General features: G+C 70.9%; 22 protein-coding genes and 1 pseudogene. 14 read left to right on the top strand and 9 right to left on the bottom strand.

All coding sequences use genetic code 11. The features are described from left to right. Positions 1-71: 71 nt before the first annotated feature. Positions 72-533 (bottom strand): annotated as a pseudogene (locus OG937_03710) (alkene reductase). A 139-nt stretch (positions 534-672) separates the two neighbouring features. On the opposite strand from OG937_03710, the gene OG937_03705 reads away from it, so the two are divergent. Beyond that, a complete protein-coding gene (locus tag OG937_03705) occupies positions 673-1,038 on the top strand; it encodes a helix-turn-helix transcriptional regulator (protein WUD70847.1) in 366 nt (121 codons plus the stop codon). 39 nt (positions 1,039-1,077) lie between these two features. On the opposite strand, the gene OG937_03700 is transcribed toward OG937_03705, so the two are convergent. After that, on the bottom strand, positions 1,078-1,584 hold the full coding sequence (locus OG937_03700) for a signal peptidase II (protein WUD70846.1): 507 nt from the start codon (positions 1,582-1,584) through the stop codon (positions 1,078-1,080). 132 nt (positions 1,585-1,716) lie between these two features. Here OG937_03700 and OG937_03695 point away from each other — a divergent pair, with 132 nt between their 5' ends. The 13 genes from OG937_03695 to OG937_03635 all read left to right on the top strand — a co-directional run bounded on the left by OG937_03695 (position 1,717) and on the right by OG937_03635 (position 18,807). Next, on the top strand, positions 1,717-2,202 hold the full coding sequence (locus OG937_03695; protein ID WUD70845.1) for a MarR family winged helix-turn-helix transcriptional regulator: 486 nt from the start codon (positions 1,717-1,719) through the stop codon (positions 2,200-2,202). A gap of 288 nt (positions 2,203-2,490) precedes the next feature. Then, positions 2,491-3,432 (top strand): patatin-like phospholipase family protein, encoded by a 942-nt coding sequence (locus OG937_03690; protein WUD70844.1) that lies wholly within the window; start codon positions 2,491-2,493, stop codon positions 3,430-3,432. Beyond that, positions 3,429-4,655, top strand: coding sequence for an oleandomycin glycosyltransferase (locus tag OG937_03685; GenBank protein ID WUD70843.1), 1,227 nt, complete (start codon positions 3,429-3,431; stop codon positions 4,653-4,655). Before OG937_03690 ends, OG937_03685 begins: the two co-directional genes overlap by 4 nt. 3 nt (positions 4,656-4,658) lie before the next feature. Then, complete coding sequence (locus tag OG937_03680; protein ID WUD70842.1) at positions 4,659-5,147, top strand: hypothetical protein; 489 nt, start codon at positions 4,659-4,661, stop codon at positions 5,145-5,147. Continuing rightward, on the top strand, positions 5,144-6,061 hold the full coding sequence (locus OG937_03675) for a hypothetical protein (GenBank protein ID WUD70841.1): 918 nt from the start codon (positions 5,144-5,146) through the stop codon (positions 6,059-6,061). The genes OG937_03680 and OG937_03675 overlap by 4 nt, the downstream gene beginning before the upstream one ends. Then, complete coding sequence (locus OG937_03670; protein WUD70840.1) at positions 6,058-6,708, top strand: TetR family transcriptional regulator; 651 nt, start codon at positions 6,058-6,060, stop codon at positions 6,706-6,708. The genes OG937_03675 and OG937_03670 overlap by 4 nt, the downstream gene beginning before the upstream one ends. 239 nt (positions 6,709-6,947) lie before the next feature. Next, the gene (locus OG937_03665) at positions 6,948-9,896 is read left to right on the top strand and encodes a M14 family zinc carboxypeptidase (protein WUD70839.1); all 2,949 of its coding nucleotides are present in this window, start codon (positions 6,948-6,950) and stop codon (positions 9,894-9,896) included. A 377-nt stretch (positions 9,897-10,273) separates the two neighbouring features. Next, on the top strand, positions 10,274-11,869 hold the full coding sequence (locus tag OG937_03660) for an ABC transporter substrate-binding protein (protein WUD70838.1): 1,596 nt from the start codon (positions 10,274-10,276) through the stop codon (positions 11,867-11,869). Between the two features lie 220 nt (positions 11,870-12,089). Continuing rightward, a complete protein-coding gene (locus tag OG937_03655; GenBank protein ID WUD70837.1) occupies positions 12,090-12,674 on the top strand; it encodes an XRE family transcriptional regulator in 585 nt (194 codons plus the stop codon). A 93-nt stretch (positions 12,675-12,767) separates the two neighbouring features. After that, positions 12,768-13,646: a class I SAM-dependent methyltransferase gene (locus OG937_03650; GenBank protein WUD70836.1), complete on the top strand. Its 879-nt coding sequence runs from the start codon at positions 12,768-12,770 to the stop codon at positions 13,644-13,646. A gap of 238 nt (positions 13,647-13,884) precedes the next feature. After that, entirely contained in the window at positions 13,885-14,958 is a 1,074-nt protein-coding gene (locus OG937_03645; GenBank protein ID WUD70835.1) for a serine/threonine-protein phosphatase, read from the top strand. Between the two features lie 566 nt (positions 14,959-15,524). Continuing rightward, positions 15,525-17,990 carry a CehA/McbA family metallohydrolase gene (locus OG937_03640; protein ID WUD70834.1) on the top strand — a complete coding sequence of 822 codons (2,466 nt, stop codon included), beginning with the start codon at positions 15,525-15,527 and terminating at the stop codon, positions 17,988-17,990. Between the two features lie 331 nt (positions 17,991-18,321). Continuing rightward, positions 18,322-18,807: a manganese efflux pump MntP family protein gene (locus OG937_03635; GenBank protein WUD70833.1), complete on the top strand. Its 486-nt coding sequence runs from the start codon at positions 18,322-18,324 to the stop codon at positions 18,805-18,807. Here the strand turns inward: OG937_03635 and pqqE are convergent. The 7 genes from pqqE to OG937_03600 form a co-directional block, all read right to left on the bottom strand. Beyond that, positions 18,804-19,922, bottom strand: coding sequence for a pyrroloquinoline quinone biosynthesis protein PqqE (pqqE, locus tag OG937_03630; GenBank protein ID WUD70832.1), 1,119 nt, complete (start codon positions 19,920-19,922; stop codon positions 18,804-18,806). The genes OG937_03635 and pqqE overlap by 4 nt on opposite strands. Next, complete coding sequence (gene pqqD / locus OG937_03625; protein ID WUD70831.1) at positions 19,915-20,244, bottom strand: pyrroloquinoline quinone biosynthesis peptide chaperone PqqD; 330 nt, start codon at positions 20,242-20,244, stop codon at positions 19,915-19,917. Before pqqD ends, pqqE begins: the two co-directional genes overlap by 8 nt. A 5-nt stretch (positions 20,245-20,249) precedes the next feature. Beyond that, positions 20,250-20,948, bottom strand: a complete 699-nt coding sequence (gene pqqC, locus OG937_03620) for a pyrroloquinoline-quinone synthase PqqC (GenBank protein WUD70830.1) — start codon at positions 20,946-20,948, stop codon at positions 20,250-20,252. Positions 20,949-20,952: 4 nt separating this feature from the next. Next, the gene (gene pqqB / locus OG937_03615) at positions 20,953-21,840 is read right to left on the bottom strand and encodes a pyrroloquinoline quinone biosynthesis protein PqqB (GenBank protein ID WUD70829.1); all 888 of its coding nucleotides are present in this window, start codon (positions 21,838-21,840) and stop codon (positions 20,953-20,955) included. Positions 21,841-21,946: 106 nt separating this feature from the next. Next, the gene (gene pqqA, locus OG937_03610; protein ID WUD70828.1) at positions 21,947-22,042 is read right to left on the bottom strand and encodes a pyrroloquinoline quinone precursor peptide PqqA; all 96 of its coding nucleotides are present in this window, start codon (positions 22,040-22,042) and stop codon (positions 21,947-21,949) included. A gap of 45 nt (positions 22,043-22,087) precedes the next feature. Further along, positions 22,088-23,788: a PQQ-dependent dehydrogenase, methanol/ethanol family gene (locus OG937_03605; GenBank protein ID WUD70827.1), complete on the bottom strand. Its 1,701-nt coding sequence runs from the start codon at positions 23,786-23,788 to the stop codon at positions 22,088-22,090. Between the two features lie 13 nt (positions 23,789-23,801). Further along, positions 23,802-24,335 carry a copper oxidase gene (locus OG937_03600; GenBank protein ID WUD70826.1) on the bottom strand — a complete coding sequence of 178 codons (534 nt, stop codon included), beginning with the start codon at positions 24,333-24,335 and terminating at the stop codon, positions 23,802-23,804. Positions 24,336-24,492 lie beyond the last annotated feature (157 nt).

Here is a 24,492-nt window from a genome sequence, read left to right as displayed (position 1 = left end):
CCGGCTGCGGCGGGCCGCCCGTGGGGCGGCACGCGGGCGGGGTCTACGGCGGCGACGGGCGGGGCTACACCGGCGATGGTCCCGAGGATCTCCGCGTCGGTCAGTTCGCGCGGGACGTCGTGCTCCTTGGGTCCCTCGGCGGTGTACGTGACGCCGGGCGCCTGTACGGCGGAGGGCGCGACCGGGACCAGGCCCGTCAGGTCCCGGTGGCCGATCCGTCCGGCGTGCATGATCTGGGCGAAGATCGTGCCGCCCGCCGCGTGCACGGCGTCGGTCAGGGTGCGCCAGGCGGCCACCTGCTCGTCGCTGTGCAGGCCGGGGGTCGCGAGGTAGCCCTGGCCGACCCGGCTGGGCTGGGTGCCCTCGGTGGTGATCAGCGCGGCCGCCCCGGCCCGCTGCACGTAGTAGTCGACCATGGCGTCGGTGGCCAGTCCGCCCTCGACGGTCGCGCGGTTGCGCGTCATGGGCGACATGAAGATCCGGTGGGGGACCCGGGTTTCCCCGACGGTGATGGGCTCGAACGGTGCGGTCATCTCAGGTCTGTCCTTGTCCGGTGGAGAATGCGCCACCCCTGAGGGATAGGGGCTATCCATTAGAAAGCGGCTGGCCATGGGAAAGCTAACAGAGCCCACTCCTGTCGGCAAGCCGCTATCCATTGGTAAGCTTGCTGGTATGAGCAGCTACGAGCCCGACTTCTGCCCCCGGTACCACCTGGCCGTCGAGATGATCGGCCGCCGGTGGGCAGGGGTGATCCTGCGTGAGCTGCTCCGGGGCGCGACGCACTTCCGCCAGATCAGCGACGCCATCCCCGACATCACCGACAAGCTGCTCTCGGACCGCCTCAAGCGCTTCGAGCAGGAAGGCGTCATCGAACGCCACGTACTCCCGACGACCCCGGTGACCATCGAGTACCGCCTCACCGACAAGGGCCGCGCGCTGGAGGAGGTCGTCCGGGAGATCTCGAAGTGGGCCGAGTCCTGGCTTCCCCCGCAGGGCGAGGAGGCTCCCTCCGGCGAGGAGATCCGGCTGACGGCGTGACGCGCCGCGGCGCACACCGTGCGCCGCGCCCCGTCGCCGCTACCGCTCCAGTGCCTGGCCCCCGACGCCGCCCGTGACGGCGGCACGCAGCGGGACGCCGCGGAAGGCCTGGATGAGGACGATCACGGCGCCGGCCGTGATGCACTGATCGGCGAGGTTGAAGATCCCGGAATCGCCGATCTGGATGAAGTCCAGCACGGCTCCCCGGCCGAACCCGGGGGTGCGGAAGACGCGGTCGGCGAGGTTCCCGCCGGCACCCGCGAAGATCAGCCCGAGGCCGACCGCCCAGCCCGTGGAGCGTACGGAGCCGGCGACCCGCGCGATGGCCACGAGCGCGACGACCGCCACGAGGGTGAAGAGCAGGGTCGCGCGGGGAGCGAAGGAGCCGGCCGCCCCGGAGTTCCGGAAGGCGGTGAAGGTCACCGTGCCACCCAGGGCGTGCCGGGGTTCGTGGCCCTCGACGACCACCGCGGCGATCGCCTTCGTGACCTGGTCCACGGCGAATCCGGCCGCCGCAACCGTCCACAGCAGATACGCCCGCCGCACCGCCCACCTCCTGATCGCTGGTGACTGCACCGAGCGTACGCGCAGCCTCCGGTGGCGCGGCGGGCGCCCGGAGCGAGGTTCGGTATCACTCGATACGGTCTCGAACGAGTAGATGGCTGGTAATGTGCGTACATGACTGCCGACGCCCCTCGTGGAACCAGCGCCCCGCGTGCGACCGACCGACCCGGGGACACCTCCCCGTTCGCCCTGGGGCTGCTGCTGCGCCGCGCGCACTGGCGCGCGGGCGCGGTGATGGGGGAGGCGCTCCGGCCGCTCGGCATCGAGGTGCGGCATTTCGCCGTGCTGATGGTGCTGGTCGACCGCGGACCCACGGTGCAGCGGGACCTGGCCGCGGCGACCGGGTCGGACAAGGCGGGGATCATGCGGGTCGTGGACGACCTGGAGCGCAAGGGGCTCGCCGTGCGCAAATCCGTTCCGGGGGACAGGAGGGTGCGGGCGGTGGAGATCACGCCCGCGGGCGTCGAGCTGTTCGACGCGGCCCACGTGGCGGCGGTGCCCCTGGCCGAGCATCTGGTCGCCGAACTGGGTCCCGGTGAGACCGAGCGGTTGAAGGACCTGCTGACCCGGTTCGCCTATCCCGACGGCGGCGAGGCGTAAGCCTGCCGTAGCGAAGACCGTCCAGCCGCGTGGTGCGCCCGCCACGCGGCTTTCGTCGTTCACCCGCGGATGGCGCCGGCGCCGGCCGGCGAGACATCTTAACCATTAGTCGCACATAAGACGGTATTAAGTGATACCGTCGTAGATGTAACGAAAATGGTCCGGGTGGCCCCCAGGGATGCCCGGTGGGCGCGGGAGCGCCCGCCGTCCTGACCGCATCCGCGGGGCCGCCGGGTACAGGCCCGCTCAACCCCTCCGATGCGGTGCCTTGGCGAAAAGAGGTGGATCATGAGGACTGCTCGTGGCGGGAAACCGCAGTCCACGTCGGCGGCCCTGGCTGCCCTTCCCCGTCCCGTGGCCGCGGCGGTGGGCGCCGGCGGCGTGTTCGGAGCGGCACACGTCGGTGCGGCATACGCGCTGGAAGAGCGCGGATTCGTCCCCGACATGATCGTCGGAACCTCGGTGGGCGCGCTGCTGGGGGCGATCGCGGCCGCCCACCCCGACGGCTCGGCGGCATGGCTGGACAGTGTGTGGACCCAGTTGCGCCGCCGTGAGGTGTACCCGCTCGGGTACCCCCCCTCACGGGCCAGCGTCTTCGCCGATCGCGGTCTGCGCCGGCTGATCTCGCGGTCGGGGCTGCCGTCCCGGATCGAGGAACTTCCCATCCCGTTCACCGCGGTCGCCATGGACCTGGACACCGGCGCCCCCGCGCTGCTCGACCACGGCGACCTGGAGTCCGCCCTGCTGGCCAGCGCGGCCGTCCCCGGCATCCTGCCCCCGGTCGATCGCGAGCACAGGACGCTCGTCGACGGCGGGGTGATCGCCTACCTCCCCGTACTGGCGGCCCTGCAGGCGGGAGCGGCCAGCGTCGTGGCGCTGTCGACCGGGCCCGAGAGCTCGCCGCCGGTCCCGGCCGCCCGGCGGCGAGCGGCCGGTGCGGTCGCAGCCAGGGCCGGACTGCTGCTGATGCGCCATCAGATCGAGCGCGACCTGCACGAGGTGTCCCGGCACATCCCGACCGTCGTACTGCCGACCGGCGTCGAGACCTGGCCCGCGCCCTGGGACTTCGGCCACTCCGAGCGGCTGATCAGCACCGCGCACCGCACCGCGGCGGACTTCCTCGACGGGCTCAGCCTCAGTGGACCGGGCCTGTACCGGACCGACGTCCCTCCGCCGGCGCCGGCCGGACCGGCCGGGGCAATTCCTCGCGTACCAGGGGGCCTTCTGTGAGCACCATCGCGTTCCTCAACGTCGCCATGCACGGCCGGGTCAGCCCGACACTGCCCGTGGTCGCCGAGCTCGTCCGGCGCGGCCACCGCGTCACCTACCACACCTCGGCCGCGTTCCGTGAGGAGATCGAGGCCGCCGGCGCCGAGGTGTACCTCTACCCCGGCGGCGACCAGCCGCTCCCCGATCCGCCGACACCGGTCACGTTGCTGGAGGGGCTCGCCCGCAGTGCCGTCGGCCTGCTGCCCGCGGTGCTCGCCGAACTGCGCCGCATCCGCCCGCACCTGATCGTCCACGACAACGCCTGCCTGTGGGGCGCGGTCGCCGCCCGTGAACTCGGCGTGCCCGCCGCCTCGTCGTTCACCACCTTCGCGTTCAACCGGGACGTGCCGAGCCCCACCCGCGGCTCCTGGGACCTGCTGACCGCCGCCGCGGCCCGCCCACGCAGCGTCCGGGGCTACCTGCGGTCGCGCCAGGACCTGCGCCACCACTACGACACCCACGGACTGCCCCCGATCGACCTGGGCAACATCCGCCAGCCGCTCAACCTCGTCTTCACCTCACGGGCGTTCCAGCCCCAGGCCGAACGCTTCGACGGGACCTACCGGTTCGTCGGCCCCAGCATCGGCGCCCGCCCGGCCGACCCCACCTTCCCCACCGGCCGGCTGCGGGACCCCGTGGTGTACGCGTCGCTGGGCACGGTGTTCAACGCCGACCCGCACCTGCTGCGCACCCTCGCCACCGCGCTGGCGACAGTGGGTGGCACCGCCGTCGTCTCCACCGGACGCACCGACCCCTCCGCGCTGGGCCCGTTGCCGCCCAACGTGCTCGTCCGTCCCTTCGTCCCGCAACCCGAGGTGCTGGCCCGCGCCGCGCTGTTCGTCACCCACGGCGGAATGAACAGCGTCAACGAGGCCCTGTACGCCGGGGTTCCCATGCTCGTGGTCCCGCAGGGCGCCGACCAGCCGATGGTGGCCCGTCGCGTCGAGGAACTTGGCGCCGGATTGTCGATCCCCACCCGCGAGGTCACCGAGAACGCGGTGCGTGCCCGGGCGGGACGCCTCGTCCAGGACCCCCGCTTCAGGGCTGCCGCGGCCGCCCTGCGGACCGCCCAGCGGGCGGCCGGCGGACACCTGGGTGCGGCCGACGCACTCGAGCGGTACCTGCGGGCCGCGGGTTCCGCCGACCGGTCACCGGTCCACGCCCACGTGCGGGGGCGAGGCTGACCCATGTCGCTCGCCGCCGTGATCCTGCTGGCCTTCGCCGGGGTGTCCAAAGCCGCCGGGCGCATCCTGCCCCTGGCCGTACGCCGGCCGGGCATGCCGCGCACCCTCGTGGCGGGCTCATTGATCGGCGGTGGCCTCATCGAAGCCGCCGTGCTCGCGGTGTGGCCGCTGAGCGCGGCCACGCTGGCCGAACTGGCACTGTCCGCTCCACCGCCGGGCGCCGGACCGGTGTGGACGCCGGGCCTGGCGGCCCCGCTGCTGCTCGCCGGCGTCCTCGCGTTCCCCTGGCTCGGGCCCATGTTCCACCTGCTGCTCTTCGTCGGGGTCGGGGCCGGGCTGGCCGGCCGGCTCGCCACGGCCACCGGCCTGGGCTGGTGGGCCGCCACCGGTTGCGTGGCCCTCGCGGGGGCCGGGCTGGGTGTGACGGTCGAGGCCGTCCGACGCCTGGTCGTGCGGATCAGCACGACCGAACCGCTGGAGGCGAAGACATGAACGGGTACCTGATGTGGGCGTTCGCGGTCGGCACGGCGCTGATCGCCGAAGCGCTGCTGGCCCGTTACGAGGTGCTGGCCTACGGTGCGCACTGGCGTGCCCCCGTCACCGAACTCCCGGACGGCGTTCCCTACGCACGCGGGGCGGCTCCCGACGGCCACCCCGACGCGTACCTCGTCTACCTGGACGGCATCGGCAAACGCCGCGTCCGCGACACCCGCGACGGCGGCCGGCTCGTCGCGGCCCTCATCGCCAGGGCGCCGGAACTGCGGGTACTGGGCCAGGTCCAGCCCTACTCGCCCCTCGCGGAGCCCCTTGCCGAGCGGCCGGTCTGGGCGTGGCTGCGCCGCCGCGTCGCACTGCTGCTGTTCCTGCACAACGTCGTGCAGATTTTTGTCGCCGCCGACCACCGCTACCGCCCCCTGTACAACCGGGCCGTCGGCCGCCAGATCGCCACCCAGCTCCGGCTCGCCGGCTACCCTGCCGGCAGCGGCACCCCCGTGGTGCTGCTCAGCTACAGCGGCGGGGCCCAGGTCGCCACCGGCGCGGTCGACGAGCTGCACGCCCAACTGCACGCGCCGCTTCTGCTGATCACGCTGGGCGGGTTCCACAACGGCGCCAACGACCTCACCCACGCCGAGCACCTGCACCGGCTGACGAGCGCGAGCGACCGCATCGAACGGCTCGGCACCTGGATCTTCCCCCAGCGTTGGCCGCTGGTCCGCGGCAGTGGCTGGAACCGGGCCCGCCGTGCCGGAAAGATCAGCGTGCACCGGCTCGACCCGGCCACGCACGTCGGACCGCTCGGCTACATCAGCCCCACCGCACGGTCGTCCGAAGGCCGCAGTCACCTCGACCGCACCGCCGACACCGTGATCGCGGCCGTGCGCGCCCACCATGTGGCGGAACCATGAGCGACGGCGCCGGCCGCCGTGCCCGGAGGAGCAGCACCAGGACCAGGATCCTCACGGCCGCGCTCGAACTCTTCGCCGCCAAGGGGTACTCGGGCACCACGTTGCGCGCGATCGCCGGGCGCGCCGACGTGGACCCCGCGATGATCCGCTACTTCTTCGACGGCAAGGACGCCCTCTTCCGGGACGCGGTGTCCTCCCGCATCGACCTGTCCACCCTCTTCGACGGGCCCACGGCCGAGGAGGCGAAGGCCGCTCCCATGAGCCGGGGCGAGCGGATGGCCCGGACGTTCCTCCCCGTCTGGGAGGACGAGTCGACCCGCCCGGCACTGGTCGCGGTGTACCGGACCGGCATGTCGGACGGGCCGATCGCCAGGACGCTCCGCGACCGTGTCCAAGCGGCCCTCGCCTCGTGCCTGGGCCGGATCGCCCCGGAGGAGACCGAGCGGTCACCGATGTTCGCGTCCTTGGTGTCCGCCCAACTGACCGGCCTGGTCATGCTGCGCTACGTCTTCCCGGCGGAACCGCTGGCCTCACTGGACGTCGAGGAGCTGACGAAGCTGCTCGCCCTCGCCGTCGACGTTCCCGAGGCCCGGCAGCATGGGGTGTCGGCGCGTCACGAGCGCGGAACGAGTTATTCCTGCCGATAGCAGGTGCTCGCGACGTACACCCGGGCTATCACAAACCGCGTTCACCGAGATCCGGCAATTCTCCAGACGCCTCGCCCCGCCCTTCGGGCAATGGCGGCCGAATTTTCCGTTGCCCAAAGGGAAATGTCCGCTCCCGCGGGACGCCGACCCCCGAGGCGTGTTTTCCCGGCACCTTGACGGGCGACCTGACTTCTTATGGGATTGGCGCCTCTGTCCTGGAACGACGTGAAGGGATGCTCGTGAGAACCAGATCCTTATCGATCGCTGCAGTCGGTGCCCTCATCCTGTGCGGTGCGGCCGTCGCACCCATGGCCCAGGCCCGCGACGCGGGCACGGCCGCCGCCGGAGCGGACACCGTCAAGGTGTACCGCGCGGAAGTGACGAAGAGCCAGATCCCGTTGCTGCTCCAGGCCGGCCAGGACGCGCAGGAGCTGAGCGAGCGGCCGCCGGCGCAGGGCACGGCCTCGGTCGAGGTGTACCTCACCGGCGATCAGGCGGAGGAACTGCGGCGCGAGGGCGTGCGGCTCACCGAGCACACGCTCGGCGCCAAGGCCGAGGCGCGGGTGCAGAACGCGGCCGACAAGGTGTTCCGCCCCTACAGCGGCAAGGGCGGCATCAAGGAGGAGATCCTCGCCACCAACCGCGCGAACCCCGGGCTGACGAAGGTCGTCTCGATCGGCAAGACCACGCGCGGGCAGGACATCCTCGCCCTCAAACTCACCAAGGACGCCGCGAAGTCCAAGGACGGCTCGAAGCCCTCCGTGCTGTACATGTCCAACCAGCACGCACGCGAGTGGATCACGCCGGAGATGACCCGCCGGCTGATGCACCACTACCTGGACAACTACCGCACCGACAAGCGGATCAAGAAGCTCGTCGACTCCACCGAGCTGTGGTTCCTGATATCCGCGAACCCCGACGGCTACGACTACACCTTCCAGAGCGACGACACCCGCCTGTGGCGCAAGAACCTGCGGGACAACAACGGCGACGGCGTCATATCCGCGGGCGACGGCGTCGACCTGAACCGCAACTTCGCCTACAAGTGGGGCTACGACAACGAGGGTTCGTCCCCGAACCCGGCCAGCGAGACCTACCGCGGCGCCGGCCCGAACTCCGAGCCGGAGACGCGGGCGCTGGACGCGTTCCAGAAGCGCATCGACTTCAGGTACGGCATCAACTACCACTCCGCCGCCGAGCTGCTGCTCTACGGGGTCGGCTGGCAGGTGGCCACGGACACCCCCGACGACGTCCTGTACAAGTCACTGGCCGGCACGCCGGACAACTCCGCCATCCCCGGCTACCACCCGCAGGTGTCGTCCGAGCTGTACACCACCAACGGCGAGGCCGACGGACACGCGTCCAACGTGAACGGCCTGGCGATGTACACGCCCGAGATGTCGACGTGCCAGACCGCGTCCGACATCGACCCGGACGACCAGTGGGTGGCCTCCGACTGCCAGTCGGGGTTCAACTTCCCCGACGACGAGAAGCTGATCGAGCAGGAGTTCAAGAAGAACGTCCCGTTCGCGCTCTCCGTGGCCGAGACGGCCTCCCACCCCGACGTCCCCTCCTCCTCCGTGGGCCTGGACGCCGCCGACTTCACCCCGGGGTCCTTCACCACCTCCTACGCGCGCGGCCACGACCAGGAGGTCTCGGTGGTCGCCCGGAAGTCACTGCGCGACAGGGAGCTCAACTACCGCGTCAACGGCGGCCGCACGAAGGACGAAGCGCTGCGCTCCTGGCGGGGCGGCGAGACCTACGGCGGTGAGGACAACCTCTACTTCGACGAGTACCGCGCGAAGGTCCGCGACGGGGACGTCGGCGACAAGGTCGAGGTGTGGTTCACCGCCCGGACCAAGAGCGGCAAGAAGGTCTCCAGCGAGCACTTCACCTACACCGTGGCCGCCCGTCCCTCGGCCGACACCCTCGTCGTCGCCGAGGAGGGCGCACCCGCCACGCAGACCACGGCGTACGTCGACGCCCTGAAGGCGAACGGCCACCGCGCGGCCGTGTGGGACGTCGCCACCCAAGGCGCGCCCGACGCGCTCGGGGTCCTCTCGCACTTCCGCACCGTCGTGCACTACACGGGCGCGGCCCTGCCGGGCAATCCCACCCAGCTCGAACTGCGCGCCTACCTCAACGAGGGCGGCAAGCTGATCGAGGCGGGCGAGCGGGCGGGCGGCAACGTGGCCCTGGCCGACGGCACCCCCTCGAACGACTTCAGCCAGTACTACCTGGGCGCGTACTCGCGTACGTCGACCACCGGGGCCACCGGCTTCGGCGGCACGGGCGTGCTGGCCGGCTTCACCGGTCCGCTCGGCGCCGCCACCGGCAACCCGCTGGACACGGCGGGCACCTACCGGGTGACCTCCGACTGGCTGGCGCCCGCCACGTTCCCGCAGTTCGCGAGCAAGGGAGCCGGCCGTTACACCGGGTCCGTCGGCTCGGACGCGCCCTACGCGGGCTCGTACATGGCGGCCGCCGTCCACACCGACGACGCCTACAACCGGCTCACCCGGACGATCGACCTCACCGGCGTGAGCGCGGCCGACTCGCCCACCCTCCGCTCCCGCCTCCTGTGGAGCACCGAGCCCGGCTACGACAACGCGATCCTGGAGGTCCACACCGTCGGCGCCGACGACTGGACCACCCTCCCCGAGGCGGGCGGCGCCACCAGCACCACCGTGCCCACCGAGTGCGAGGCCGGGTTCTACATCGGCGAGCACCCGTGGCTGACGCACTACCTGACCCCGGGCGCGGACGGCTGCAAGGCGACCGGCACCTCGGGCGCCTGGAACAGCTTCACGGGCGCGTCCCAGGGCTGGCAGCCGGTGAACTTCGACCTGAGCGCCTACGCGGGCAAGAAGGTCGAGGTCTCACTCAGCTACGTCACCGACCCGGGCTCCGGCGGCCAGGGCGTCCAGGCCGACGAGACCTCGCTGGTCATCGGCGGCGCGGTCACCGAGACCGAGGGCTTCGAGACCTCCCTCGGCCCCTGGACCGTCACCGGCCCGCCCGCGGGCAGCCCGCCCGCCCAGCGGGACTGGGTGCGCACCGGCCCGCTGACGCAGGGTGCCGTCACCACGGACGACACCGTGCTGCTGGGCTTCGGCCTCGAGCACGTCACCTCGGCGTCCGACCGCGCGGCACTGGTCCGTCAGGCCCTCAAGGCACTCCGCCGATGACGCCCCGGCGTCCTCCACGACGGAGCGCGGCGGACGCCGGTCGGTGAACCAGGCGGCCCGTACCCCCTGCGGGTACGGGCCGCCTTTTGCTTCGGCGGCACGCGGTGCGGGAGATATCCATGGCCGAGCCATTGCACGGCAATTCGGAAGCAAAAAGCGAACGCTTAGTAAGTGGCTTCTGCACGTGCGTCGCCTGGGATTCACGGCCCGCGACCCGAACGCGCCACCGCTTGCCGCCGTTCGGGCTGGTCACCCCGGGTTCGGGAGTCGTCGGTGGGCCTGGCAGGATGAGGAACCCGGCTGGCGCGAATCCGGAAATTCCTTCTGTATGCGCGTGAGCAGGGATAGGTTCATCGAAAAGTAGTGAGGGAAGTCTTGTGAGGAATCGAGTCCAGCGACTGGCGCTCCCGCTCTCCGCGACCTTGACGGCGGTCGTGGTCGCCGGCTGCGGTACGGGAGGGTCGGACGGCGAGGCCTCCGGGAAGTCCGTCACGATGGGGATCACCGACAAGGTGACGGCCGTTGATCCGGCCGCCGGTTACGACGTCGGCTCCTGGATCGTGTTCAACAACGTCTTCCAGTCGCTGCTCAGCTTCCCCAAGGGCGCCACCAAGCCCGATCCCGAGGCGGCCGAGAGCTGCAAGTTCACCGACCCGGTCAGCAAGACGTTCGACTGCACGCTGCGGCAGGGTCTGAAGTTCAGCAACGGTGAGGCGCTGACGTCGGAGGACGTGAAGTTCTCCTTCGAGCGCACCATCAAGATCAATGACGAGAACGGTCCGGCGGTGCTGCTGGACGCGATCAAGACGATCGACACGCCCTCGCCGGAGCGGGTGGTGTTCCACCTGAAGTACTCCGACGCGACGTTCCCGATGAAGATCGCCTCGGGTGCGGGCTCGATCGTGGACCACACGCAGTACCCGGCGGACAAGCTGCGCACGGACGGCAAGGCGACGGGTTCGGGCCCGTACAAGCTGGACTCCTACGAGGCCGGCAAGCAGGCGGTGTTCTCGGTCAACGGGGACTACCAGGGCACGGCGGAGATCCGTAACTCCGGCATGACGATGAAGTTCTTCGGTGACGAGCCGGCGTTGAAGGAGGCGGTGGAGGACGGGTCGGTGGACCTGGCCTACCGTGGTCTGGACTCCGCCGACATCGCCTCGCTGCAGCGTAGTTCGATAGCCGGCGACACCGGGATCCAGGTCGTGGAGGGCACCGGCGCCGAGGTCCAGCACCTGGTGTTCAACCTCAAGGACCCGGTGGTGGGCGACAAGGCCGTGCGGCGCGCGGTGGCCTATCTGATCGACCGCAAGGCGTTCATCCGGGACGTCTACCAGCGCACCGCGACCCCGTTGTACTCGATCGTGCCAGCCGGTATCACCGGTCACAACACCGCGTTCTTCGACCGCTACGGCGAGGGTGGCGACCGGGCCGGGGCGCAGGCGGCGCTGGCGCAGGCGGGGATCACGAGCAAGGTGTCCTTCACGCTGTGGGCGACGCCGGTGCGGTTCGGGCCGGGTACCGTGGCGGAGCTGAAGGCGATCGCCAAGCAGCTCAACGACAGCGGGCTGTTCGACGTGGACGTCAAGAGCGCCGACGCCGACCAGTACGCCAAGGATATCGAGGCCGGCAAGTACGCCGTGTACGTGCGTGGCTGGGTGCCGGACTACCCGGACCCGGACAACTTCACCGCCCCGTTCTTCGGTGACGGCAACGTGCTGTCCAACAACTACGTCAACAAGAAGATCACCGGCGAGCTCATCCCGCGCACCGCCGCCGAGGACGGCCGCGCCGCGACCAGCGCCGACTTCGAGGAACTGCAGGGCGAGGTGGCCGACGACGTCCCGATCATCCCGCTGTGGCAGGGCAAGCAGTACGTGGTGTCCAAGGACAACATCAACGGCCTGGAGTGGACCCTCGACCCGTCCACCATCTTCCGCTTCTGGGAGATCCAGAAGGGTGTGACCCAGTAGCCGACGCGAGGACGGGCGTCGGCCGACGGGGACGGTGAAGGGCTCACGCGGCTCTCGCATCGCGACCACGACGATGCCCCGGCCGCGGCGGCCGCGCCCTCTTGCGGCCGCCGCGTCCGTGCCGCCGTGTCGGCGGACATCCTCGCGGCCCCGGCCCTGGGCGGGGCCGAACGGTGACGACGCTCGGCACGCCTTGCTGCACACGCATAGACTCTTGCTCATGACGCAAGACGATGGTGATCTGGACAGACTGGTGCGCAAGCGCATCCGCGCCCTGCGCGTGGCCCAGGGCTGGTCCCTGGAGGACCTGGCCGCGCGCGCCAACGTCAGTCAGTCCACGCTCTCCCGCATCGAGAACGGGCAGCGGCGCCTGGCACTGGACCAGCTCGTCACCCTTGCCCGCGCCCTGGACACCTCCCTGGACCAGCTGGTGGAGACCGCGTCGGACGACGTCGTCTCCCACCCGACGATCGACCGGGCGCGCGGGCAGATGCGCTGGCCGATCAAGGCGGAACCCGGCATGACCGTCATCCGGCAGCGCATGACGAACCCGCCGCCCGACCATCCCTCGGGCATGCGCGCCCACCCCGGCCGTGAATGGCTCGTCGTCCTGTCCGGCACCGCGGTCCTGCTCCTGGGCAACCGGCGCCTGCGGATCGAGACCAACCAGGCGGCGGAGTTCCCCACGATGCTCCCGCACGCCATCGGCGCCGAGGGCGGGCCCTGCGAGATCCTGGGCATCTTCGACCGCGACGCCCGCCGCGGCCACCAGCGCGGCGAGGCGACGGGGAAGGCGTCACCGTGACGGTTTGCGCCTGCCGCAGCGCGGCAGGGCATCGCCTTGCGCATTCCGGAAGCCGCCGGGCCGCCCGCGGACGGCCCGCTTAGCGTGGGCGCCATGAATCACCCCCGCCCGCACGCAGCGGACCATGCCGCGCCCCACGTCCACGAGCACGATCACGATCACGACACTGCCGTTCAGGCGGAGATCCTCGACCTGGACGCGGCAGTGCTCGCCGAACACAACGCGTCCATCACGGCCTGGCTGCCCGTCGAGAACAGCCCCCGCCGCATCGTGGACCTGGGCTGCGGGACGGGAGCGGGAACCCTCGCCCTCCTTCGGCGCTTCCCCGCGGCACAGGTGACGGCCGTCGACTCCTCGGCCCCGCACCTGCGCCGCCTGCAGGCGAAGGCAGCCGCAGCCGGAGTGGTCGACCGCGTGCGCCTGGTCGAGGCCGACCTCGACGCGGCGGCCTGGCCCGACCTCGGCACCCCGGAACTGGTGTGGGCCTCGGCCTCCCTGCACCACATGACCGAGCCCGACCAGACCCTGCGCCAGGTCCACGACCTGCTCGCCCCGGGCGGACTGTTCGCCGTCGTCGAGCTGGCCGGCTTCCCCCGCTTCCTGCCCGGGGACGCCCCGCAGGACGCCCCGGGCCTGGAGGAGCGCTGCCATGCCGCACTCGACCACCACCACGCCGAGCACATCCCCCACCGCGGCGCCGACTGGGGGACCAAGCTGACGAAGGCCGGCTTCACCATCGAGGGCGAACGGACCCTGACCATCGACGTCGCCCCGCCCCCCACCGACACCGTCCGCCGCTACGCACTCAGCAGCCTGCGCCGCATGCGCACCACCGTCGCCTCCGCCCTGACGGCGGACGACCTCACCGCCCTCGACCGGCTGCTCGACGCAGAAGGCCCCGACGGCATCCCGCGCCGCACCGACGTGGGCGTCCGCACCGAGCGCACGGTCTGGGCCGCCCGCCGGGCGTGACCCACCGCCTCTGAACACCGTCACCAGTGCTGCCGCGGTCCGGCGGTACCCAAGCGGTACAGGTGCCACGGTGCCGGGCACTGCACGGACGGGCAAAGGCCCGTGCACGACGGGGCAAGGGGCCCGGCCGTACTCCTCCCTACGGTCGAGTTGTCCCGTCACGAGTGGGACGCCAATGCGCGGTTCTCGCGGATCCGTCGGCTCCCGGCCCGCGCAAGACCGCGAGGGAGTGACGCTGATGACCGACGTCGAACAGTTCGAGGAGCGGCGGGACGAGGGTAAACCGCTGCGGTACCTGGCCGTCGCGAGCGTCGTGGCATGGATCCTCGCGGTGTGCGCGGTATGTGTGATCCTGCCGCTGTACTCCCACCCGAGCCTCGCGTGCGGCCTCGCGCCGCTGATCACCGCGGGGACCGCGGCGATGGTGCTCGGACGCGTGAAGGACCGCTACCGCTGCCGGGCGGCGCGGGCGCACGCCGTGTCCGACACCGTCCGGCGGGTCCTGCTGCGGCCGCTCCCCGGGCGCATCGGCGCGCTGGGGCTCGCCTCCATCTACCGTCCCTGCGGGGGCCGGGGACAGGTCGGCGGTGACCTGTACGCGGTCGCGCGCGCGGGCGAGGCGACCCGCCTGATCATCGGTGACGTGTGCGGCAAGGGCCTGCCCACGTTCGAGGACGTCGCGGCCGTGCTCGGTGCCTTCCGGGAGTGGGCGCCGCGCGCCGCGACCCTGGCGGAGCTGTCGGCGCGGCTGGAGGAGAGCTTCCTGTTCCACCTGGCCGACAGCGACGACCTCTCACGCGAGAAGGACGAACGTTTCGTGACGGCGCTTCTGCTGGAGGTGCGGGACGGCGAGCCGTTCGCCCGCATGGTCAACCACGGCCATCCGCCGCCCATACGGGCCCGCCGGGGGAGCGTCGCGCTGGTGGCGGGCTGCCCGGCTCCCCCTTTGGGCCTGTACGGTCTGCGGGACTGCGGAGCCATGGAGGAACGCTTCGAACTGTGCCCCGGGGACACGCTGTTGCTCTACACCGACGGGCTCATGGAGGCCCGCGACGCCGCCGGGCGGTGCTACCCGCTGCTGGAACGCGCCACGACGTGGCGGTGGATCCGCGAGGGCACACCGGGCCACGTGTGCCTGCCGGATGTGCTGGGGGAGATCCTCGAGGATGTCGTCGAGCACTCAGGCGCGCTTCCCGAGGACGACCTGGCGATGGTCGCCCTGACCCGTGTCGAGGAACCGGGGGCGGCTGTGCTGTCCAGGTCGGCCGGTGAGGCCTGGCGCGAGGACGCGGAGCAGTGGCGGCACGGTTGATCACCTGCCGGGGTGCCGGGGGAGGAGGCCGGTGGCCTGCACAGGTGCAGGGGTGCCGGCCACCGGCCCGGTACGACTCGCGGAGGTTCCGGGGAACGCCCAGGGGAGCCGTTTGACCCGGAGGGCAGCCACACCCATAGGGGCGTTTGACCCATGCAGGGGACACGGACCGGTTGTCACAGTGGCGGGGCAGAGAGGACGGCTGGGCTCTCTGCCCCGCCACTGTGACAGCCGGTCCTGGAAACCGGTTCATCAGCGCTGCCTGGAGGCGGCCGCACCCGCCCGCGGCCTCGCGATGCCCTTCCGCATGGCTCCGGGCCGGTCGGTCGTCCCTTTCAGCGCGTGCACGGGGGAATCGTCCGGGCGGCGAGTGATGCCACATACCCGCAATGGGTGCGAATGGTTCGCTGCTCGTTCATTTCGCAGAAAAAGGCGCGCTTTAGCGTCTCGGGGACTTCACACCGATCCGCAGGGGAACGGTGCACGGAAAGGCGCAGTACATGGAGACGACAAGAGGGTCCACCGGGCCGGACCGTGGGCCCGAGGGCCTTACCCGCCGAAGGTTCGTGGTCATAGCGGGTACCGCCGTCGCGGCGGTCGGCGTCGGTGCGGGCACCGCCGAGGCGGTCACCGGATCCGCCCTCGAGCCGAACGGCAAGGTCAAGGCGGTGGGCGGGAGCTCCGTGCTCAACCGGGCCAAGGCACCCAGGGGCAAGTGGCTCGCGGGTGACACCCACGTCCACGACGACCACTCGTCGGACGGCAGCGGGCCCCGGCAGACCTCGCACCAGACCCTGCCCGGGAACCTTCCCGTCGGCGACCAGATCGCCCAGGGCGAGAAGGCCGGCCTCGACTTCATGCCCCTGACCGACCACCGGACGTACGACCAGGTCTGGGACCCCCAGTGGAAGTCGTCCAAACTGCTGTTGCTCCCGGGTGAGGAGGCGAACGGCTCGCCCCACGCCATCGTGCTGGGCAACGTGGACGTGATCGTGGACGGCGCCAACCCGTCCGGTTCCGCGGCCTTCCGCCACGTACAGCAGTCGGTCTGGGACGTGCACGCGCAAGGGGCGGTGTGGTCGCAGGCGCACCCCGACGACGGTGAGTACACGCCGGCGACAGGCCCGAACGCCAACGCCAGCGTCCAGGGCGCGGACCTCGTCGAGGTGCTCAACGTGTCCACCGGGCCGGACGAGCAGGTCGAGTACGCGGAGAACCGCTGGAACGCGGGTTTCCGCTTCGGGGTGGCGGCGGCGAGCGACTGCCATTTCCGCGAGCTGTGGGACATCGACGCCCCCGGGACGCCCACCACCCACGTCTTCGCGGCGAAGCGTTCGGTCCTGGGCATCCTCGACGGGTTCCGCAGCGGCCGTACGACGGTCGCGCAGAACACCGCGGGGCCCTTCCTGACCATCGAGGCCGACGTCGACGGTGACGGCGTGTTCGAGGCGATCGGCGGCGACGAGGTGGTCGTGGCCGACCGCAAGCTGCCCAAGAAGGCCACGCTGCGTGTGAACGTCAGGGGCGGCAAGGGGACCACCGTCCACGTCTACGCGGCTCCCGGTCGTTCGGCGGGCCCCATCGCGAGCTACCGGCCGCAGCGGGCCAACGAGAGCTACGAGCTGCCGCTCGTGCTGAAGGGCACCGACCACGGCTGGTACCGGGCCGAGGCCCGGTCCCCCGGCAGCACCTCCGGTTCCGACGCCGACCCGAACCTGCCCGACCAGCTCCGCGGTGCCACCTCGCCCGTCTTCGTCTCCGTCGGTGCTCCGGCCGACCCCCGGCCCGAGATCGCGCTGCCGGCCGCCGACACCGCCGACGACAAGGCGGCGTTCGTCACCGGCGACCCGGGCGCGTTCACCGGCTTCTCCGATGTCGCGGTCGTGGGCGACGTCACGCACGTCGTGGCGGAGGTGCACGAGAACCAGGCGAGCAAGGTGGTCTACCGCCGGCTCAACGGCAAGGGCAGGATCACCGAGTCCGTCACCCTGTCCGGCCGTTCGGCGACCGCGCGGTTCCCGCGGATCGTCGCGACATCCCATGACGTGTGGGTGGCCTGGCAGGACGAGCAGGGCAAGGAGCAGCCGCACCGTCCGGCGATCCTCCTGGCGCACAGCGCCGACGGCGGCGGCTCCTTCAAGGCCCCGACCAAGATCAGCAAGGGCAAGGGGCGTGCCGTCCACCCGGCACTGGCACTGGTCGACGACAAGCATCCGCTGGTCGCCTGGTCCGACAACGGCGAAGGCGCGTTCGACGTGTACGCGCAGATCGTCGGCCTCGACAAGGCCGCGGTGAACATCTCCGCGGCGGGCAAGGCGACCAGTCCGGGCGTGCCCGGCGATGCGCGCTCGCCGCGCTACCCCGCCTCGCTGTTCCCGGTCGTCGCCGTCCACGACGGCAAGCACGCCGTGATCAGCTGGCAGGACGACCGCTACGACCCGGACCCGTTGTGGACCGGTCACACCCCGCCCGCGGGCCAGCCGGCCGCCGGCGGTACGGACCCGGACAACTGGCAGGTCCTGGCGTCGGTACGCAGGGCGCCGGGCCGCGGCTGGAGCGCTCCGGTCCAGGTCAGCAGGGTCAGTGACCGCTCGGACAGGCACCCGGGCCTGACCGTGGACCGGGACGGAACGTTCGTCGCGATCTGGGAGAGCGGTGCGCTCCAGAGCTCCGGCTCCAACCTCCAGCTCCGGGCCGGCCGGTCCACCGACGGCGGCACGACCTGGACGGCGTTCGAGAACGTCGCCCTCGACACCGAAGCGATGAGCCAGCGGGCCAAGCTCGGCGTGGACCCTGACGGCACGGTCCGCGCGGTCTGGTACGACTCCCGCTCGACCGACTGGCGCTGGAAGGTCTTCACCGCCACCCTCGACCGCGAGAAGGGCTGGTCCGGCGCCACCCAGGTGAGCCATCAGGGCAACAGCACCTGGCCCGCCCTGCACCGTGGCGTCGTGGTGTTCACCAGCGACCGCGGCGCGACACGTACACAGCGCGACGAGACGCAGCAGATCTTCCGGGCGAAGCTGGTCTGAACCGTCGACATCCGGTCCGCCCAGTACCACCCTCCCCACGCGCCTCGGGTTTGCCGTACGGCCGGAGGCGCGCCGGGGGAGGGGGTGCTGCGGCAGGGCAATTCCGCGGATCAATTGGCCCCGCGCGATGCGGCGAGTAGTGTTGACAGCGTTCCAGAAGTCCGCTTCGCGGATTTGTTCCGCGGAATGTCCGGGATATCGTTTCCCATCCGGCGGTCACTCCACGCGGCGGATTCGGCCCCGCCGTCGTCAGTCGTCATCGGGCAGCGACAACGCCATGATCTGGGAAATACTGGTCCTGGGTTTCGTACTCAGTCTCGACAATTTCCGAGTGTCGATCGCGCTCGGCACCGTCCCGTTCGGTCTGAAGCGCGCGGTCCAGGTCGCGCTGACCTTCGGACTGTGGGACGCGGTCATGCCCCTGGTCGGGCTGTTGATCGGTCGCCAGATCGGGGAATCCGTCGGGGACGTCGCCGACTTGGTGGGTGCGGCCGCTCTGGGTGGGTACGGTCTCTACCTCGTCATCTCGGCCCTTCGGAACCCCGAGCCGAACGAGTTGGACCATCCGTGGGCGCTGTTCGGCATCCCGCTGACGCTGAGCCTGGACAACCTGTTCGCCGGGGCGAGCCTGGGGATTCTCGGGCTCTCGCCGTGGTTTTCGGCCGCCGTCTTCGGAATCATGACGGCGGTGATGTCGCTGGTCGGGCTGCAGTTGGGGCGGGCCGCGGCGCGTCTCATCCGGATCCGTTCGGACCTGCTGAGCGGGGTCACCTTGATCATCGCCGCTGCCGCGCTGCCGTTGTGGTTCGGCGGCTAGCCGCCCGCTCCGCCCGGGATGCGGTCCGGCCGGCGAACCCGGTGCGGTCGGGGGACCAGCGGTGGATCGCCGGACCGCGAGCCGGCGTTGGCGGCCGCCACCGCCCGGGTGACCAGATGGTGGTCGGGCGACAGGTGGCAGACCGGGTCGGTGCGGGCCGCATCGCCGGTGAGCAGGAACGCCTGGCAACGGCACCCGCCGAAGTCCACCTCCCGGCGGAAGCAGCTCCGGCAGGGCTCGGGCATCCAGTCGGTCCCCCGGAACGCGGTCATCACCGGGGACTCGGCCCAGATCCACGCCAGCGAGTGCTCCCGCACGCCGGTCCTCGGCAATGGCAGGGTCTGGGCGGCCGGGCAGGGCAGGACGTCGCCGTTCGGCGTCACGGTCAGCTGCCGGGACGCCCAGCCGCCCATGCAGGGCTTGGGGTAGCGGCTGTAGTAGTCGGAGATGACGTAGATGACGTCCATGCGGTCCCGCAACCGCTCACGGGCGGCCCGCACGACGACTTCGGCCGCCTCGAGCTGGGCCCGGCTGGGCAGCAGCGCGGCACGGTTCCGCCAGGCCCAGCCGTAGTACTGGGTGTTGGCCAGCTCCAGCCGGTCGGCGCCCACCTCCTCGGCCAGGTCGAGCACGTCGGCGACACGGTCGATGTTGTGCCGGTGCAGCACCACGTTCATGGTCAGGGGCCAGCCCAGCTCCTTGACCACGTGCATCGCCTCGAGCTTGCGCCGGAAGGACGGGATGCCGGCGATCCGGTCGGACGCGGCCGCTTCGGCGGCCTGGATGCTGATCTGCACGTGGTCCAGGCCGGCGGCCCGCAGTTGCTCGGCCCTCGGACGCGAGAGCCCGAGGGCGCTGGTCACGAGGTTGGTGTAGAGGCCCAGGTGATGGGCGGCCGCCGTGATCTCCACCAGGTCGCGCCGCAGCAGAGGTTCCCCGCCGGACAGGTGGCACTGCAGAACCCCCAGGTCGCCCGCCTCGGCCAGCACCCGCCGCCACTCGTCCGTGGCCAGCTCGTCCTGGTAACCGGCCATGTTCAGCGGGTTGGAGCAGTAAGGGCAGGCCAGCGGGCAGCGGTAGGTGAGTTCGGCGAGCAACCCGAACGGGCTATCCATCGGTGAGCTCCATCCAGCGCCGGGCGACGAGCCGGGTCAGGAACCGCCGCACCTCGTCCCCCGGGACGGTCTGGTAGCGGGCGCCCAGCTCGGTCACGATCTCGGCCACGGTGTGCCGCCCGTCGCACAGCTCGAGGATCGCCGCGCCGCTGCCGTTCAGGACCACCACCGTCTCGGGGTGCAGCAGTACCTGACGCTGCCTGGTCCGGCAGAAGCTGAGCCGGACATGACGCGCCAACCGGGGCCGGTCCGAGCCGCACACCTCGACGCCGGGCCCGGTCCTGGTCCTGCTCCGGGTCGCTCCGGGAGGGGTCGGGTCCATGGCGGTCACTCCGGGTAGGCCTGGTCGATGGCGTCCATGAGACTCCACAGGACGTCGCACTTGAACGAGAGCGCGTCGACGGCGCGCGCCTGAGACTCGGCGGAGAGGCAGTGCGACGTGACCACCTGGAGGGCGTGCTCGCAGTCGCGGGGAGCCTGCTCCAGGCGGGTGCGGAAGTAGGCGAGGCCGTCGGGGTCGATCCACGGGTACCAGCGCTCGAATGCGGCCAGGCGCGCGGCCATCAGGTCGGGTGCGAACAGTTCCGTGAGCGAGGACGACACCGCCTCCACCCACGGGCGGGTCCGGGCGAAGTTCACGTAGGCGTCGACGGAGAACCGCACCCCTGGTACCAGGTGCCGGTGGTCCCAGACCTCCTCGCGGGTCAGCCCGGTGGCCTCGCCCAGGCGCAGCCACGCCTCGATGCCGCCCTCGCCGGCGGCGGTGCCGTCGTGGTCGGTGATCCGTCGGATCCAGCGGCGGCGGACGTCGAGGTCGGGGCAGTTGGAAAGGATCGCGGCGTCCTTGCGGGGGATGTTCTCCTGGTAGTAGAAGCGGTTGGCCACCCAGCCGCGGATCTGCCGATGGCTCAGCCGGCCGGCGTTCATCCGGACGTGGAAGGGGTGTTGGTCGTGGTACCGCCGCGAGTGGGCCCGCAACGCCTCGACGAAGCCGTCGGCGCCGGTTCTCGTGATGGTCGTCGTCACGGTTCTACACCTGGACCTCGAGGCCGTCCGTGGCCACCTCTATGCCGCTTTCCCGCAAGATGTGCCGCTCGGGCGAGTCCTCCAGAAGGATCGGGTTGGTGTTGTTGACGTGCACGAAGATCGTCCGCCCCGCGGCCAGCGACGGGAGCTGGGCCAGGCTGCCGTCCGTGCCGTCGATGGGCAGGTGGCCCATCTCCCGGGCCGTCTTGCCGGCCAGTCCGAGCCGTACGAGCTCGTCGTCGCGCCAGCAGGTCCCGTCGAACAGCAGGCATCCGCAGCCCTCGAGCTCCGTGCACAGCGCCGGCGTCAGCGACTGCACGGCCGGCAGGTAGACCAGCGTCCCCCCGCCGCGCTCGTCGGTCAGCCGGTAGCCCACGACGCGGCCGTGGTCCGCTTCGGCTCCGAACCGGGCGCGTTTGGCGGTGGGTACGTCGAACGCGCGGCAGGACAGCCCGTCCGCCAGAGCCAGGTCGGTGCCGGGGATCACCGCCCGCCACTCGACGGTGCAGTAGTGCTGGAGCGTGCTCAGGATTCCCGAGCCGTCACACAGGGTCTTGTGCGCCGCCGGTGTGGCGTACACCCGCAGGGCACGGGCCTCGCGCAACAGGAGCAGGCCCAGGGTGTGGTCCAGCTCGGCGTCGGTGAGCAGCACCGCTTCCAGCGGCGTCGTACGGTCGCCCTGCGGGTGCAGGCCAGGGAAGGCCTCGAACTGGACGCGGAGGTCCGGTGAGGCGTTGACGAGGAACCACCGGCAGCGGTCGGCGCTGACGGCGATCGAGGACTGGGTGCGCGGGGGGCCGGCCCCCGCGCGGACCGCGGCGCACACCGTGCAGCCGCAATTCCACTGCGGGGACCCGCCCCCCGCCGCCGAGCCCAGCACTCGCAGCAACACGCCGGCACTCCGTTCGTCGAATGTCCGGGTCCGTTGTCGGCCCGGCCGCCTGTCGGCGTCCCGAGCCGTCGGGGCGCCGGAACCGGTCCGGCATGCCCCACGTCCGCTAGTCCTCCAGCCGGGCGACGTACATGGTCACTTCGGCCGCGACCGCGATCTCCTCGAACTCGGGCGTCTCCCACACAGCGAGCTGGGATTCCATGGACTCACCTCCTCTCCGGCCGGATACGGCGCGCTCCGTCGCGCGCTACGACCATTCCGGGAGGGCGAAGGTGATCAGGGCGCTTCCGTGCCCCGCGCCGAGCATGCCGGGGAGGAACCCCTCGGCCCACCCGCCCCAACCGACCGGTACGGCGATGTACTGCCTGTCGTCGACCATGTAGGTGGTCGGGCTGCTGTGGTGGCCGCTCCCGCACTGGAACTGCCACAGCCCCTGCCCGGTGCGGGCGTCGAGCGCGTTGAACTCGCCGGACGGCTCACCGGCGAACACCAGGTCACCCCCGGTGGCCAGCACCGAGGCGCACATCGGCAGTTCGTTGCGCCAGCGCCACTTCTCCTCGCCGTCGGCGTCGAACGCGCTGACGGACCCCGCCATGTCCTCGATGTCCACCTGAACGCCCGCGCCCCAGTACGGGATGCTCTCCTTGAACTCCCGGCGCCGTCGGGTGGCCGTGGCACCCGTGTCCTGGACGGGGACGTAGAACAGCTCGGACTTCGGACTGTAGGCCGCGTGGGTCCATTCCTTGGCGCCGGCCGGACCGGGGTAGAAGTGGACGGGTTCTCCCTCCTTGTCCGGGTACAGCTTGGCCGTCACCCGGCCGTCCCTCGTGATGGCCCCCCACGTGATGCGGTCCACGAAGGGGGTGATGCCGACCCTCGCCCCGTTGGTGCGGTCGAGGACGAAGAAGTAGCCGTTCTTGTCGAAGTGCCCGAGCAGTTTGCGCCCGCCCCGCTCGAACAGGATGCACTCGGCGATGCTGTCGTAGTCCCACAGGTCGTGCGGGGTGCACTGGTAGTGCCAGCGGATCTGACCGCTGTCGACGTCGACGGCGATGACGCAGTCGGTGAAGAGGTTGTCGCCCTCGCGGACACCTCCGTCGAAGTCGGGGGCCGGATTGCCGGTGCCGACGTACAGCAGGTTCGTCTCCGGGTCGAACGTGCCGGTGACCCAGCAGTTCGCCCCGCCGCGCGCCCAGGCCTCGCCCTCGGCGGGCCAGGTGTCCGAGCCCGGCTCCCCGGGCTTGGGCACCGTGTAGCAGCGCCACTGGTGCTCGCCGGTGTCGAGGTCGAACGCGTCGAGGTGGCCGCGTACGCCGAACTCGCCGCCGGAACTGCCGACGACGACCATGTTCTTCACGATCAGCGGGGCGAGTGTGGCGCTCTCCCCGGCCCGTACGTCACCGTAGGTCTTGTCCCAGACCCGCTTTCCGGTGGTGGCGTCGAGTGCGATCAGACGGGCGTTCGGCGTGACGGAGAAGACCTTCCCCTGGGCCACGGCGACCCCGCGGTTCACGTTCCCGCAGCACAAGGACACGTCGAAGGGGACCGCGTGCTTGTACCGCCAGATCTCCACACCGGTCTTCGCGTCGAGGGCCCAGACCCAGCCGTCCCAGCCGGACAGGAACATGATCCCGTCGACGACGATCGGAGCGGCCTCGAACGAGTACGTCGACGCGCCCGCGATCAGTCCGGTCGTGCCGGCCTGGAAGACCCATGCGGGGACGACGCGCTTGACGCTCTCCGTGTTGATCTGGTCCAGCGGGCTGTACCGCTGCCCGTTGTAGGCGCCGTAGTAGGTGAGCCAGTTGTGCGGCTCCTGGCGGGCGTTGAGTAGGCGCTCGTAATCGACGCCGGCCACCACCGGCGGCGCGACCTCCCCGCCCGCGACCTTGCCGCTCAGCAACCCCTGGTCGACGGCCTCACCCGCATCCACGTAGTCGAGGGACATCTCCTCCTCCTTCCTACGGCCGCGGTTGCTCGGGGCGGTCGAGGCGAGCCTCCGGCGGAGCCTCCCCCAGGACGACGATGGCCCCGGTCAACCCCCGGCCCTCGTCGTTGCCCGTGGGCGAGCAGTACCAGTAGTAGCCCGGTCCGTCGAGGTTGAGGGTCGCCCGTCCGCGCGAATGGTTCACCAGCCAGATGAACTTCCGGTCGCCATTGCTCGGCAGGAGCGCGCAGTGCGTGTTCAGGTCGTCATTGATGAGCTCGAGCTCGATATCGCCTCCATGGGGCATGACCAGAATCGATGGATCCCAGATCAGCTCATCCGGGTGGATCCGAATGGTGGCCTGCATGGTGCCGTCCGGTTTCTCGGCGGCATACCCGATGCTCCCGGTTCCCAGCACTTGACCCAGCGCTGCTTTGTTCTGTTCGGCCAACCCGATCTTGTCCAGCAGGTCGGATCGCTCCTGCATGGTCGTCATCGGGGCTTCACTCTCCTCATGCCGAATCGCTGTGTCCACTTCCGCCGGCGGCGGTGCTTCGCGGCCGGTCACACACCTTCCTTCGAAAATGTTCTCCGAATTGACGTGGAATTCGGCGCGGGTGGATTGAATTGCACCGAAAAGCGGACAATTTGCTACCCAATAAGCACGCTACGCCGTATGGATCACACCGACAAGGGTGAGCGCGAATGCGGGCCGGCTTATGCCG

It is taken from the genome of Streptomyces sp. NBC_00510, from assembly GCA_036013505.1.
Taxonomy (GTDB): Bacteria; Actinomycetota; Actinomycetes; order Streptomycetales; family Streptomycetaceae; genus Actinacidiphila.
The sequence above is the reverse complement of the archived record's forward strand: the minus strand, read 5'-3'. Positions and strand labels throughout refer to the sequence as shown.